The 13,126-nt window shown below is 53.5% G+C and carries 11 protein-coding genes and 7 tRNA genes; 10 read left to right on the top strand and 8 right to left on the bottom strand.

The genetic code is table 11. The features are described from left to right. Positions 1 to 202: 202 nt before the first annotated feature. The 5 genes from lnt to miaB form a co-directional block, all read right to left on the bottom strand. Positions 203 to 1,774, bottom strand: coding sequence for an apolipoprotein N-acyltransferase (lnt, locus tag ACIDEJ_RS11035; protein ID WP_411988120.1), 1,572 nt, complete (start codon positions 1,772 to 1,774; stop codon positions 203 to 205). Then, complete coding sequence (corC, locus tag ACIDEJ_RS11030; protein WP_411988119.1) at positions 1,774 to 2,652, bottom strand: CNNM family magnesium/cobalt transport protein CorC; 879 nt, start codon at positions 2,650 to 2,652, stop codon at positions 1,774 to 1,776. The genes lnt and corC overlap by 1 nt, the downstream gene beginning before the upstream one ends. Positions 2,653 to 2,682: 30 nt before the next feature. Next, positions 2,683 to 3,144 (bottom strand): rRNA maturation RNase YbeY, encoded by a 462-nt coding sequence (gene ybeY / locus ACIDEJ_RS11025; protein ID WP_411988118.1) that lies wholly within the window; start codon positions 3,142 to 3,144, stop codon positions 2,683 to 2,685. After that, the gene (locus tag ACIDEJ_RS11020) at positions 3,134 to 4,201 is read right to left on the bottom strand and encodes a PhoH family protein (RefSeq protein WP_411988117.1); all 1,068 of its coding nucleotides are present in this window, start codon (positions 4,199 to 4,201) and stop codon (positions 3,134 to 3,136) included. Before ACIDEJ_RS11020 ends, ybeY begins: the two co-directional genes overlap by 11 nt. A 129-nt stretch (positions 4,202 to 4,330) precedes the next feature. Beyond that, positions 4,331 to 5,761, bottom strand: coding sequence for a tRNA (N6-isopentenyl adenosine(37)-C2)-methylthiotransferase MiaB (gene miaB, locus ACIDEJ_RS11015; protein ID WP_411988116.1), 1,431 nt, complete (start codon positions 5,759 to 5,761; stop codon positions 4,331 to 4,333). A 509-nt stretch (positions 5,762 to 6,270) separates the two neighbouring features. Between miaB and ACIDEJ_RS11010 the strand changes: the two genes are divergently transcribed. From ACIDEJ_RS11010 to ACIDEJ_RS10965, 10 genes are all read left to right on the top strand, one after another. After that, entirely contained in the window at positions 6,271 to 7,413 is a 1,143-nt protein-coding gene (locus ACIDEJ_RS11010) for an FAD-dependent monooxygenase (protein ID WP_411988173.1), read from the top strand. A gap of 104 nt (positions 7,414 to 7,517) precedes the next feature. Further along, positions 7,518 to 8,105, top strand: coding sequence for an aminoacyl-tRNA hydrolase (gene pth / locus ACIDEJ_RS11005; protein ID WP_411988115.1), 588 nt, complete (start codon positions 7,518 to 7,520; stop codon positions 8,103 to 8,105). An 85-nt stretch (positions 8,106 to 8,190) separates the two neighbouring features. Next, entirely contained in the window at positions 8,191 to 9,282 is a 1,092-nt protein-coding gene (gene ychF, locus ACIDEJ_RS11000) for a redox-regulated ATPase YchF (protein WP_411988114.1), read from the top strand. Positions 9,283 to 9,456: 174 nt separating this feature from the next. Then, a tRNA-Met gene (locus ACIDEJ_RS10995) sits at positions 9,457 to 9,533 on the top strand. 35 nt (positions 9,534 to 9,568) lie between these two features. Then, a tRNA-Leu gene (locus ACIDEJ_RS10990) sits at positions 9,569 to 9,653 on the top strand. Between the two features lie 48 nt (positions 9,654 to 9,701). After that, positions 9,702 to 9,776, top strand: a tRNA-Gln gene (locus ACIDEJ_RS10985). Between the two features lie 19 nt (positions 9,777 to 9,795). Continuing rightward, a tRNA-Gln gene (locus tag ACIDEJ_RS10980) sits at positions 9,796 to 9,870 on the top strand. Positions 9,871 to 9,877: 7 nt separating this feature from the next. Next, positions 9,878 to 9,954: transfer RNA gene (locus ACIDEJ_RS10975), tRNA-Met, on the top strand. A 53-nt stretch (positions 9,955 to 10,007) separates the two neighbouring features. After that, positions 10,008 to 10,082, top strand: a tRNA-Gln gene (locus ACIDEJ_RS10970). Positions 10,083 to 10,101: 19 nt separating this feature from the next. Beyond that, positions 10,102 to 10,176 (top strand) — tRNA-Gln (locus ACIDEJ_RS10965). 199 nt (positions 10,177 to 10,375) lie between these two features. Here ACIDEJ_RS10965 and ACIDEJ_RS10960 read toward each other — a convergent pair. The 3 genes from ACIDEJ_RS10960 to lolB form a co-directional block, all read right to left on the bottom strand. After that, the gene (locus tag ACIDEJ_RS10960; protein WP_411988113.1) at positions 10,376 to 11,323 is read right to left on the bottom strand and encodes a ribose-phosphate pyrophosphokinase; all 948 of its coding nucleotides are present in this window, start codon (positions 11,321 to 11,323) and stop codon (positions 10,376 to 10,378) included. A gap of 76 nt (positions 11,324 to 11,399) precedes the next feature. Further along, positions 11,400 to 12,254 (bottom strand): 4-(cytidine 5'-diphospho)-2-C-methyl-D-erythritol kinase, encoded by an 855-nt coding sequence (gene ispE, locus ACIDEJ_RS10955; protein WP_411988112.1) that lies wholly within the window; start codon positions 12,252 to 12,254, stop codon positions 11,400 to 11,402. Further along, positions 12,254 to 12,910: a lipoprotein insertase outer membrane protein LolB gene (gene lolB / locus ACIDEJ_RS10950; RefSeq protein ID WP_411988111.1), complete on the bottom strand. Its 657-nt coding sequence runs from the start codon at positions 12,908 to 12,910 to the stop codon at positions 12,254 to 12,256. The genes ispE and lolB overlap by 1 nt, the downstream gene beginning before the upstream one ends. Positions 12,911 to 13,126 lie beyond the last annotated feature (216 nt).

Here is a 13,126-nt window from a genome sequence, read left to right as displayed (position 1 = left end):
GTGCTCCTACCACATCTTGATGGCAGTTTGTCAATATTGTCCAAGAAATGATGGCTTATTTTGCTCAGGATGCAATGGATAAATTTAAATTTGTGAGCCGAATTAATGTTTTTTTCAGCATCTGCTGGATAACGTTTTTCTTAAGTGTTCCTAGCTTGGCCAGGTAAACTTAAGAAATGCTTAGGGGAACGAACATGATGGATTAATGCGGTTGCCGTTGTTTGAGCAGGCTTATCAATAGCAGTAGCAGGCAGCCAAACAGTAAGGGCTTTTCTCCCCAGCGGCTAAAAGGCGTTTGGCCCTGGACCAAGGGGACGTCCGCGCTCAGCACCCCTTCGGTAAATTGAGGGAGTTTGGCGCTGATATGGCCTTTTTCATCCACAATGGCCGTTACGCCGTTGTTGGTGCCCCGCAGCAGCGGTCGGCCCAGCTCCGCGGCACGCATCTGGGCAATTTCCATATGCTGTAGCGGGCCGTTGGAGCTGCCAAACCAGGCATCGTTGGAGATGGTCAGCAGCAGTTGGGTATCCGGGGTGATGTTGTGCCTGAGTTGCTCAGGAAACGCGATTTCATAACAGATGGCGGGGGCCAGCTGATGCCCGGTGGCCTGCAGGTTGGGCTGAATGTAATTTCCACGGCTGAAGGAGGACATGGGCAGGTTGAACAGCGGCGCCAAGGGGCGCAGTAATGACTCCAGTGGCACGAATTCGCCAATGGGCAGCAGATGGTGCTTGCGGTATTGGTTGGCGGTTGCTGCAACCTGGTAATCCCCGTGGGGCTGAGCATGTTGCCGGGCATTGCCCAACACCACCACCGCATTGTAAAAATTCGGTTGGGTCAGGCTGATAATGCCGGTGACAATGGCGGTATCATGGAGATTGGCCACCTTGTCGGCATTATCGAGAAACTCCGCCACCATGTGCTCAGGCGCGGGAATTGCCGCCTCTGGCCAGATCACCAAATCTTTGTCCAAATAAGGACGCGACAGCTCCATGTACTTGAGTAACGTGGGCCAGAGCGCTTCTGGTTGCCATTTCATGCTTTGGGGGATGTTGCCCTGCACCAGCGCCACACTTACGGATGCTCCGGTGCGCGCGATGCCGTTGTGCAGCGGTGCTTGCCAGATACTCAAGGCAAGCAACAGTGTTAACAAGGGCATGGGCAACCACCGTTGATGCAGCAGTAAATGAAGGCTGCCTGCCAGCATGGCCAGCAACAGGCTTATGCCTAACGTGCCGATATAACTTGCCAGTGGCAGTAATGGCCCAGACGCTTGGCTGTAACCGGCCCATAGCCACGGGAATCCCGTTAATACCCAGCCGCGCAACCACTCGGTTAACACCCACAATACCGGAAACAGAACCAGGTTGTTCCAATAACTGTTGCCGGAGGCAGACGTGGCACGTTTCTTTTTGCGCAGGCCAAACCGGCACCAGCACATGCCGGCCAATGCCGGATAAAGTGCCAGATACAGGGCCAGCAGTGCCATCAGCAGCATGGAAACCGCCAGCGGCATGCCCCCGAAATGGTAGATGCTGACATGCACCCAACTTATGCCGAAGACAAAACTGCCAAAACCAAAGCTGAGCCACAAGCCGAAGGCCTGTTTGGGACGGCTTTGCTCCGTCAGCCATAAAAGGGCGGCCAACGCCAGCGGATACAAGGGCCAAACGTCATAAGGGGCAAACGACAGGGACGTGACGGCACCGGCAATGAATGCCAGTACCGTCTTAAGCCAGGTGTGTTGCCGGATACGGCAGCCAAGGGAGATCACTAGGTATCGCTTTCTTCTGTATCGTGCTCGTCAGGCAGTTTTACCCGCAGTTGCAACAGGCGGCGGTTATCGGCACTTATCACCTTGAATTCCAACCCCTGTATCGTGATTTTTTCATTGCGCTCCGGCAAATGGCCAAAGGCATGACTGACCAGTCCGCCAACGGTGTCAAACTCTTCATCACTGAATTGGGTATGGAAGGTTTCGTTGAAATCCTCAATGTGGGTGAGGGCCTTGACCATGTAGGCCTTGCTGCTCACCTTGCGAATGTCTGGCTCTTCTTCCACGTCGTGGTCGAATTCATCCTCAATTTCGCCCACAATCTCTTCCAGAATGTCTTCAATGGTGATGAGGCCTGACACGCCGCCATACTCATCCACCACAATGGCCATGTGGTAACGCTGGCAGCGAAACTCTTTGAGCAATACATCAACCCGCTTGCTTTCCGGCACAACCACTGCCGGCCGGATGACGGTTTCCAGCGAAAACGGCTCATCGCTGTGATTGAAACCGTATTTGATGAGATCTTTTGCCAGCAAAATCCCTTCGATGTGGTCTTTATCTTCATTGACCACTGGAAAACGGGAGTGGGCTGACGAGATAACAGTATTGAGTACCTCTTCTACGGAATCGTTGTACTGAATGGCGACAATTTGTGCCCGGGGGATCATGATATCCCGGACTCTCAGGTCAGACACTTCAAGTACACCCTTGATCATCTCGCGGGTGTCCTCGGTGATTAAATCGCGTTGCTCCGCATCCTGAATCACTTCGACCAATTCGTCTCGATTCTGGGGTTCGCCCATGAACAACTGGCTGACACGTTCAAACCAGCCCTTCTTGTGGGCGCCGGTACTCGGGGGGATATCATCACTCATAGTGGTTCGCAGTTCGTGGAAGTCGAACTTTTATTGCTCCTTGTAAGGGTCAGAAAAACCTAAGCTTTCAATGAGTTCTGTCTCAATGGCTTCCATTTCTTCAGCTTCGGCGTCGTTAATGTGATCATAACCTAGCAGATGCAGGCATCCATGCACAACCATGTGGGCCCAGTGTTCTGCCAGCGTTTTATGCTGTTCTTGCGCTTCATTCTCAACGACCGGGGCGCAAATGACAAGATCTCCAATCAGTGGCAGTTCGATCCCTGGCGGCGCTTCAAAGGGAAAAGACAACACATTGGTGGGTTTATCCTTACCCCGGTAATCAAAATTAAGCTGGTGGCTTTCGGCTTCATCCACCAGGCGGATGGTCATTTCCGCCTCATCCAGCCGTCCTGTCAGGGCGGTGGTGGCCCACAGGGTAAATTCGGCCTCGGTGGGAAGTTGGGTGGATTCAGAGGCAATCTGCAAATCCAGTGTCAGTTCAAGACTCATTTTCAGAAGGTTCCGTAATCTCTGCAGTTTCTGCCAGTTGGTACTGGCTGTCATGGCGACGGCCGCTGGCGGCCTGCTGGCGTTGTTCGTAAGTCTCGTAGGCTTCCACAACGCGGGCGACCACCGGATGGCGTACCACGTCGCCGGCTTGGAAAAAGTTAAAGCTTATCTCGTCCACATCGCTTAGCACTTCAATGGCGTGGCGCAGGCCGGATTTGGCATGGCGTGGCAGGTCTATCTGGGTGATGTCGCCGGTAATCACCGCCTTGGAGTTAAAACCAATGCGGGTCAGGAACATTTTCATCTGCTCCACGGTGGTGTTTTGGCTTTCGTCCAGGATGATAAATGCATCATTAAGGGTGCGGCCGCGCATGTAGGCCAGCGGCGCAATTTCAATCACGCTGCGCTCAATCAGGCGCTCGACTTTTTCAAAACCCAGCATTTCAAACAGTGCGTCATACAAGGGGCGCAGGTAAGGATCCACTTTCTGGCTTAAATCCCCGGGCAGGAACCCCAGTTTTTCACCGGCTTCCACTGCCGGACGGGTCAACAGGATGCGCCGCACTTCCTGGCGCTCCAGTGCATCCACCGCAGCCGCCACTGCCAAATAGGTCTTGCCGGTACCGGCGGGGCCTATGCCAAAGGTGATATCGTGACGCACAATGTTCACCACATATTGGCCCTGATTGGCATTACGGGGTTTTATCACCCCTTTGCGGGTTTTGATAAAGTGTTCCTGGGGCGCCTCGTCGCTGTCGTAGGCTTCCACCGAGAGGGCCTCTTGAATGGCGATATGGACTTTTTCAGGTTCCAGATCCGGTGTGCTGCCCTTGATTGGTGCGGTTTCCACATACAGCGTGCGCAGCAGGTTGCTGGCGGCAAGGCAGCCCCGTGGCTGGCCGACTATCTTGAAGTGATTGTTACGGTAACTGATCTCGACACCAATCCGCCGTTCCAGCTGTTTGATGTTGTCATCAAATGGCCCGCACAGCGATGCCAGGCGGCGGCTGTCTGCTGGTTCCAGATACAGATCCATCGCGGTTAATTTATGAGACAAACGAAACTCCGGTATTGTGTTTCACGGTTACGGTTAAGTTTACGAGTCTGACCGGCGAAATGCCATGGGAAAACACGGGCATCCTGCGGCCATTCATAAGGTAAAAGGCGACTCGAGGCCGCCTTTTCATCATGCTTTTGGTGTGTAATGTTTGACCCCAAGGTCATCTTCGGTTTTGTGTTTGGCCAGAATTTCCTGGGGATGAAGCTGGCGGCGCAGATCCATTTCCTGTTCGCTGCGAACCAATTTGCCGCGCAGGGAGTTGGGATAAACATCCACGATTTCCACATCCACAAAGGTGCCGATGTGCTGGGGTTGCCCCTCAAAGTTCACCACGCGGTTGTTTTCGGTGCGTCCGCGCAGTTCCATGGGGTTTTTCACTGACGGTCCTTCAACCAGAACGCGCTGCACCGTGCCCAGCATTTGGCGGCTGTAACGCATGGCCTGATGGGTAATGGTGTCTTGCAAGCGTGCCAGGCGTTGCTTTTTCTCGTCCATCGATACATCGTCCGGCAGATCGGCCGCCGGAGTGCCGGGACGGGCACTGTAGATGAAGCTGAAACTGTGATCGAAGTTGATCTCTTCAATCAGTTTCATGGTGTCTTCAAAGTCTGCGGCGGTCTCACCGGGGAATCCCACGATAAAGTCAGAACTTATCTGGATATCCGGCCGCGCTTTACGCAGCCGGCGGATAATGGATTTGTACTCCAGCGCCATGTGTCCCCGTTTCATCAGGGTCAGAATGCGGTCAGAGCCGGATTGCACCGGCAGGTGCAAAAAGCTCACCAGCTCCGGGGTGTCTTCATATACATCGATAATGTCCTGGGAGAATTCAATGGGATGGCTGGTGGTAAAGCGGATGCGATCAATGCCGTCAATGGCGGCAACATAGCGCAAAAGCTCGGCAAAGCTGCAAATGTCCCCATCGTATTTGGCGCCGCGATAGGCATTCACGTTCTGTCCCAGCAGGTTGACTTCGCGCACGCCTTGCTGTGCCAGCTGCGCCACTTCCAGAATGACGTCATCCATGGGGCGGCTGACCTCTTCACCGCGGGTATAGGGCACCACGCAAAAAGAGCAGTACTTGCTGCAGCCTTCCATGATGGAGACAAACGCGGTGGGGCCTTCGGCGCGGGGCTCTGGCAAGCGGTCAAATTTTTCGATTTCCGGAAAGCTCACGTCAATCACGGCCGGATTGCCGCTGTGCACTTCGTTAATCATTTCCGGCAGGCGGTGCAGTGTCTGGGGGCCAAACACAATGTCCACGCAGGGGGCGCGATCCTTGATGGCTTTCCCTTCCTGGGAGGCCACGCAGCCGCCCACACCGATAATGAGCCCGGGATTCTTGTCCTTGAGGTTTTTCCAGCGGCCCAACTGATGGAACACCTTCTCCTGGGCTTTTTCACGAATGGAACAGGTGTTCAGCAAAAGCACATCGGCTTCTTCCGCTGCATCTGTCAGGGTATAGCCTTGAAATTCGCTTAACAGGTCGGCCATCTTGGCTGAGTCATACTCATTCATCTGACAGCCCCAGGTTTTGATATGGAGTTTCTTGCTCATCAGTTTTGCGCCGCTCTCACGTACCTCTGGAAAATAGCGCGCCATTTTACCCGCACAGGCGCCCGCTTGCCAATGTTTGCCGTGGCAAAACTCCGGGACTTTTCATGATTGCCGGCATGTGGCCAAGCCAATGTCTGGATTTTCAATTCGTTGCCGGGGGGCAAACGGGCGTAACGGCAGGCGGCGAGACCGCCCTTGGCTTGATGATCATCACCGGGGTGTGGCATAGGGCACTGTCATGCCCGGCTGCCAGTTGTAAAATCGAAGATTCACACAAAATTTTCGTGGGCTATCCATATTAAGGCATAATTGGCCGCAGTTTTGCGGCGCTGGATGTGTCGCATGTGTAACTCATATCAGTAAAACCCATGCCTGTCAGCGTCAGCAGGCGGCAGGATGTGCTTATATACAAAGCGCCTCTTTTGGACATAGCAAAGCATTACAACAGCAGGAAAGCAGCAGTGACAAAACAACATCAGCAGCAGGATATTGTCATTATCGGTGGTGGCATGGTGGGAGCCGCTGCCGCGGTGGGGTTGGCCCAACTCGGGCTCAAAGTGGCGGTGGTGGAAGCCCAGACACCAGAACCCTACGAAGTCACACAGCCGCTGGATGTCAGGGTGTCTGCGGTGTCGCTGGCCTCTGAAAACCTGCTGGCAAGATTGGGCGCTTTGGAGGCACTGCTGCAAATGCGGCAAGTGGCTTACCGGGGGCTGGAAACCTGGGAGATGGAAGGCTGCATTACCCGTTTTCATGCCGAGCAGCTCAAGTTGTCCCATTTGGGGCACATTGTGGAAAACCGTCTGGTGCAACAGGCGTTGTGGCAGCAATTTGATCAGTACGACAACCTGACCCTTTGCTGCCCGTCGCGGGTCAATCGCATGGTACGCTCCTGTCGCGGCATTGAAGTGAGCCTGGACGATGACCGGGTGCTGGATTGCCACTTGCTGGTGGGCGCCGATGGCGCCAACTCCCTGGTGCGTCAGTGGGCGGGCATCGGGGTGGCCGGTTGGGATTACAGTCAGGCCTGCATGCTGATCAATATTGCCACGGCCGAAGATGAACAGGACATCACCTGGCAGCAGTTTACCCCCAAAGGGCCTCGCTCGTTATTGCCGTTACCGGGGAATAACGCGTCATTGGTGTGGTATGACGATGCCAACACCATCAGCAACCTGATGACATTGTCGGAAAAACAGCTCAAACAGGCCATTGATGACAATTTCCCCGCCCGCCTTAACCGGGATTTTACCGTGGTCTCACGAGGCAGTTTTCCGCTGACCCGGCGCCATGCCAAACAGTACTACCGGGATAATCTGGTGCTGTTGGGGGATGCGGCCCATACCATCAACCCGTTGGCGGGGCAGGGAGTGAATCTGGGCTTCAAGGATGTGGATGCCCTGCTTGAACAGTTGGCAAGCGCCCTGAGCCATCCTGAAGCGGAGTGGTGGAACACCACCGTGCTGGCGGATTATCAGCGCCGGCGCTGGTACGACAATCAACTGATGATGACCGGCATGGATCTGTTTTATGCCGGTTTTAGCAACGATATCTTGCCGTTGAAACTGATGCGCAATCTCAGCCTGAAACTGGCGGATATCAATACGCCGGTAAAACAGCAGGTACTGAAATATGCCTTGGGACTTTCCTGAGGCAATTTGCTGATTTGTTGCCGATGCCTTTGCAGTGTTAAAATGCCGCGCTTCCACCGCGGCATTGTTTTTTCCGCGGGCAGTAAGTAAGGCAAACAGGAAAAATGACCACGATAAAACTGATTGTCGGGCTGGGAAATCCCGGCGCCGAGTATGCGCAGACCCGGCATAATGCCGGCGCCTGGTACGTGGAGCAGCTGGCCCGTCTCCATGGCAGCAGCCTGACAGCGGACAGCAAATATTATGGGCTGACCGCCAGAATCACGATTAAGGCACGGGATGTGCGTTTGTTGGTGCCCACCACTTACATGAACCTCAGTGGCAAAGCCGTTGGGGCTCTGGCCGGATTTTTCCGCATCGCGCCGGAGGAAATCCTGGTGGCCCATGATGAGCTGGACATGCCACCGGGGATTGCCAAATTCAAGCAGGGTGGCGGTCATGGTGGTCATAACGGCTTAAAGGATATTATTGCCAGCCTGGGGAACAGCAAAAATTTTTACCGGTTGCGGATTGGCATCGGTCACCCCGGAGATAAAAACAAGGTAAGTGGTTACGTACTGGGAAAACCGCCACAATCAGAACAACAACTGATTGACGCGGCTATTGACGAAGCGTTGCGGGCCACGGATATTCTCTATGCGGAAGATATGACCAGAGCCATGAACCGGCTACATGCGTTCAAGGCGGAATAACTTCATTAATGACATTTGGCTGTGGGGATTACCTCGGCCGCCCGACCATCATCGTTGGGAATTACAGTGAGATAAGGTAACTATCATGGGTTTTAAATGCGGCATCGTTGGCTTGCCAAATGTGGGTAAATCAACTCTGTTCAATGCGTTAACCAAAGCAGGTATTGAAGCGGCTAACTTCCCGTTTTGTACCATTGAACCAAATACCGGCGTGGTGCCCGTGCCGGATCCCCGCCTGCAGGTGCTGGCTGAAATTGTCGTGCCGGAACGGGTTTTGCCCACCACCATGGAGTTTGTGGATATTGCCGGACTGGTGGCCGGGGCATCCAAAGGGGAAGGCCTTGGCAATAAATTCCTGGCCAACATCCGTGAAACTGACGCCATCGGTCATGTGGTTCGCTGTTTTGAAAACGACAACATCGTGCATGTGGCGAACAAGGTGGATCCTGCCCATGATATTGAAGTGATTAACACCGAATTGGCGCTGGCGGATCTGGACAGCTGCGAACGGGCGCTTCTGCGCCAGCAAAAACGTGCCAAGGGTGGCGATAAAGACGCAAAATTTGAAGTGGCGGTATTGGAAAAACTCAAACCGGTACTGGATGAAGGCCACATGCTGCGCACACTGGATTTGACCAAGGAAGAGCTGGAAGCGGTTGCCTATCTCAACTTTCTGACCCTCAAACCCACCATGTATATTGCCAACGTTTCCGAAGACGGCTTTGACAACAATCCCCATCTGGATGTGGTGCGGGCCATTGCGGAAAAAGAAAAAGCGGTAGTGGTACCGGTATGCGCCGCCATTGAGTCAGAACTGGCTGAAATGGATGATGCTGACCGCCAGGAATTCATGGCGGACTTGGGCCTGGAAGAACCCGGCCTTGATCGGGTGATCCGTGCCGGTTATGAGCTGCTGGATTTGCAAACCTACTTCACCGCCGGGGTCAAGGAAGTGCGCGCCTGGACGGTTTCTGTCGGGGCCACCGCGCCTCAGGCAGCAGGTAAAATCCATACGGATTTTGAACGGGGTTTCATCCGGGCCCAGGTGGTTTCCTATGAAGACTTTGTCCAGTACAAAGGGGAAAACGGCGCCAAAGAAGCCGGTAAACTGCGGGTGGAAGGCAAAACCTATATTGTGCAGGATGGCGATGTGATGCACTTCCTGTTTAACGTTTAAGGCTGATAAAGCGTTTGCCAGACTGCCATCATTGCGTATCTGATGTGCAGTTTGGTGAGATTCTAAGCGAACGGCGGTGAAGGTGGACTCCTGCCCTAAAAAGCTGTTGACCTGCCATAGCTGAATAAGCATAATACGCCCCGTCCTCTCGTAGAGGGGGTAAAATGTTATCATGGCTATGTAGCTCAGCTGGTTAGAGCACAGCACTCATAATGCTGGGGTCGCAGGTTCAAGTCCCGCCATAGCCACCATTCCCGTTTTTTTTGGGAATGCGCCCATAAAGTATGCGGGAGTGGTGAAATTGGTAGACACGCCAGATTTAGGTTCTGGTGCCGTAAGGTGTGAGAGTTCAAGTCTCTCCTCCCGTACCATACACTTTCCTATCATTGCATAGGGAACTTTGTGAGATAACATGCAGTTGGGGTATCGCCAAGCGGTAAGGCACCGGGTTTTGATCCCGGCATACCCAGGTTCGAATCCTGGTACCCCAGCCATTTTTCAAAACAGATTTTTTGGGGTATCGCCAAGCGGTAAGGCACCGGATTCTGATTCCGGCATACCCAGGTTCGAATCCTGGTACCCCAGCCAAATATACGGCTATGTAGCTCAGCTGGTTAGAGCACAGCACTCATAATGCTGGGGTCGCAGGTTCAAGTCCCGCCATAGCCACCATATTATACTGTTGATGCCGGCAACAGATTGGCATTTACGGTTAAACGTGTTTTTGGGGTATCGCCAAGCGGTAAGGCACCGGGTTTTGATCCCGGCATACCCAGGTTCGAATCCTGGTACCCCAGCCATCATTCCAAAACAGATTTTTGGGGTATCGCCAAGCGGTAAGGCACCGGATTCTGATTCCGGCATACCCAGGTTCGAATCCTGGTACCCCAGCCATCGCAGAAAGCCCGTCTTCATGACGGGCTTTTTTGTGTCTGAATGCCAGAAATGCATCATTTCTACCAGATGGGCTGTTTCACGGTGTCCAGGGCGGGATAACCACTTAATCAGGCACATAAAAAACGCACCCTGCGGGTGCGTTTTTGTGTCAATGAGCATGAACAGCTGCTCTAGGTTAGCGAGCAGCAAGCAAGCGTTATTGACGGAACATGGCAGAGATGGACTCTTCGTTGCTGACGCGGCGGATGGCTTCAGCCAGAATGCCGGACATGGTCAACTGTTTTACCTTGCCGCTGGCCGCAATTTCAGGGCGCAACGGAATGGTATCGGTAACGATGATTTCATCAATGACGGAGTTCTTGATGTTTTCCAGTGCGGAGCCTGAGAATACCGGGTGAGTGGCATAAGCAAATACCCGGTTGGCACCGTGCTCTTTCAAGGCTTCAGCCGCCTTGCACAGGGTACCGCCGGTATCAATCATGTCATCCACAATGATGCAGTCGCGACCTTGCACGTCACCGATAATATGCATTACCTGGGCAACGTTGGCTTGGGGACGGCGCTTGTCGATAATGGCAAGATCGGTATCATCCAGCAGCTTGGCAATGGCACGGGCACGTACCACGCCGCCAATGTCAGGAGAAACCACAACGGGTGTTTCCAGTTTCTTCTCCAGCATGTCTTCCAGCAGTACTGGACTACCAAAGGCGTTGTCCACGGGAACATCAAAGAAGCCCTGGATTTGTTCTGCATGGAGGTCACAGGTCAATACGCGGTCCACACCAACGCTGGAGAGGAAATCGGCCACGACTTTCGCGGTAATCGGCACACGGGCACTGCGGACACGGCGGTCCTGGCGTGCATATCCGAAATAGGGAACTACCGCTGTAATACGACCTGCAGATGCACGGCGTAACGCATCTACCATCACAACCAGTTCCATCAGGTTGTCGTTAGTTGGTGCACAGGTGGATTGAATGATAAAGACATCAGCACCACGAACGTTTTCGTTGATCTGGACACTGATTTCTCCATCGCTGAAACGGCCTACCGTGGCGTCTCCGAGCTTACAAAACAGGCGGTCTGCTATCTTTTTAGCGAGACTGGGGGTAGCGTTCCCAGCAAAGAGCTTTATGTCGGGCACTTTAATGAACCTCAGGCGTTTGCATTATTGTGATCTGGAGGAACGCAGTGACAAGCTACGCCCCTGAAGAAACTGTTCAGCACCGTTCAAGACGGTGTTGTAACGGCGAAATATTTGTTCCTTTTGCCACAAATCCGCTGAATGTAGCCGGCATTTTTGCCAGGCAGTCCAGCGCTTGTTGCTGTGTGTTGAACTCCCCGAACACGCAAGCGCCTGTTCCGGTCATTCTTGACGGTGCATATTCTAGCAGCCACGCCAACGCCTTGGCAACTTGAGGAAAGCTATTGCTGACCAGCGCCTGACAGTCATTTTTCCACTGAGCGGACAATAGTTCTGATAGCGCAACTTTGGGAGTATCTCTTGGTAACTCTGGATGCTGGAAAACATCGGCGGTAGAAACATGGACATCCGGTGCGATGACCAGATACCAGTGTTCCGGAATATTAACAGTATGAAGTTTTTCACCCACGCCTTCGGCAAAAGCGGCATGGCCATGAATGAAGATGGGCACATCGGCGCCAAGGGTGAGCCCCAGCGCCGCCAACTGGTCATTGTTAAGGCCGCATTGCCACAGATGGTTAAGGGCGACCAGGGTGGTGGCGGCATCTGAGGAGCCCCCACCCACACCGCCGCCCATGGGCAGTTTTTTATCCAGCCAGATTTCAGCGCCTTGTGAGCCATGACAGTGTGTCTGCAAGCATTTTGCCGCCTTGACAATCAGGTTGTCGTCATCGGCAATGCTGCCATCGAGATTGCTGTGAAGGGTGATTTTGCCGTTGTCGGTAATTTTAAAATCCAGCAGATCGCCATGATCCAGAAACTGAAACAGGGTTTGTAGCTCATGGTAGCCATCCTTGCGGCGACCGTTAACATGGAGCATCAGGTTGAGTTTGGCCGGTGCAGGCCACCCCAAAGAAAGTGACTGACTCATCATTGGTTATTGTCCATTGGCACCTGGAAACTGGCCAGTGCCTGCCATTGGGTTAATTGGATTTTCAATTGCAGCGTGCCGCGATTGAGCCGCAGCAGCCGGGGGATTTCTGTACCGCTTTGGGTTTGCCAGCTTTGATATTGAATGCGCCAGGGCGGCAAGACGCTGCTGTCGGTGAGTTGCAGCGGCCGGCCGTCAGGGTCACGGCTGAGTTGTTGGGCATCGTTGCCGACAATGCCAAGTATCCACTGCGGCAATTGTGTCAATGGAAATTGCCAGTGGCTGAGCCGGTTCAACAATGCCTGGGGATCCTCCCCTTCGTAGCTGCTGCCGTTCACTTCCAGCTTGGCATAACCTTTTTGGCTTGTGAGGGTTAACACACTGGTGCCCAACATGGTGGTGAGCCTGACATCGTCTTTATCCGGGGTGTGTCGCCAGTACAAATGGGTACTGAAACTCTCCTGTGGCGATTTTACCGCCAGCTTTCCCCGTAATTCCCAGGCTTGGGCCTCCTGAGGCTGAGACACGGTCACCGGTGTCCAGTTGTCCGCCAGCGTGCTGCAACCGCTGACCCACCACAGGCAGGCACCGCATAACCATAGTGGTCGCATCATGTTACGGAAAAGGTAATTTGTGATACTGATCAAGATATTCATTAACCATCGACCCAAAATGTTGGCCTATGATACGGGGGGCAGGCTGTCAGACACAACCTGTGAATGGGGGGCTTTTTATCGGTAACCGGGTTTGGCCGGCGGGCCTGCGTGTGCTTGGCTTAATGAGGCCAATGGGTAATTATCTGATAAAATTAGCCCTTTATTGAGTCATTAACCTTTATTCGGTTTTGTTAAGCGTATTCTGTTTTTAGCGGG

Origin of the sequence: Shewanella mytili (assembly GCF_046765975.1) — a bacterium.
Taxonomy (GTDB): Bacteria; Pseudomonadota; Gammaproteobacteria; order Enterobacterales; family Shewanellaceae; genus Shewanella; species Shewanella mytili.
This window is presented reverse-complemented; position numbering and strand designations above follow the sequence as displayed.

Coding starts and splice junctions, on each gene's coding strand:
- lolB (WP_411988111.1), bottom strand. CDS start 12,910: ATGAATATCTTGATCAGTATCACAAATTACCTTTTCCGTAACATGATG.
- ACIDEJ_RS11010 (WP_411988173.1), top strand. CDS start 6,271: ATGGTGGGAGCCGCTGCCGCGGTGGGGTTGGCCCAACTCGGGCTCAAA.
- miaB (WP_411988116.1), bottom strand. CDS start 5,761: ATGAGCAAGAAACTCCATATCAAAACCTGGGGCTGTCAGATGAATGAG.
- ispE (WP_411988112.1), bottom strand. CDS start 12,254: ATGAGTCAGTCACTTTCTTTGGGGTGGCCTGCACCGGCCAAACTCAAC.
- ybeY (WP_411988118.1), bottom strand. CDS start 3,144: ATGAGTCTTGAACTGACACTGGATTTGCAGATTGCCTCTGAATCCACC.
- pth (WP_411988115.1), top strand. CDS start 7,518: ATGACCACGATAAAACTGATTGTCGGGCTGGGAAATCCCGGCGCCGAG.
- corC (WP_411988119.1), bottom strand. CDS start 2,652: ATGAGTGATGATATCCCCCCGAGTACCGGCGCCCACAAGAAGGGCTGG.
- ychF (WP_411988114.1), top strand. CDS start 8,191: ATGGGTTTTAAATGCGGCATCGTTGGCTTGCCAAATGTGGGTAAATCA.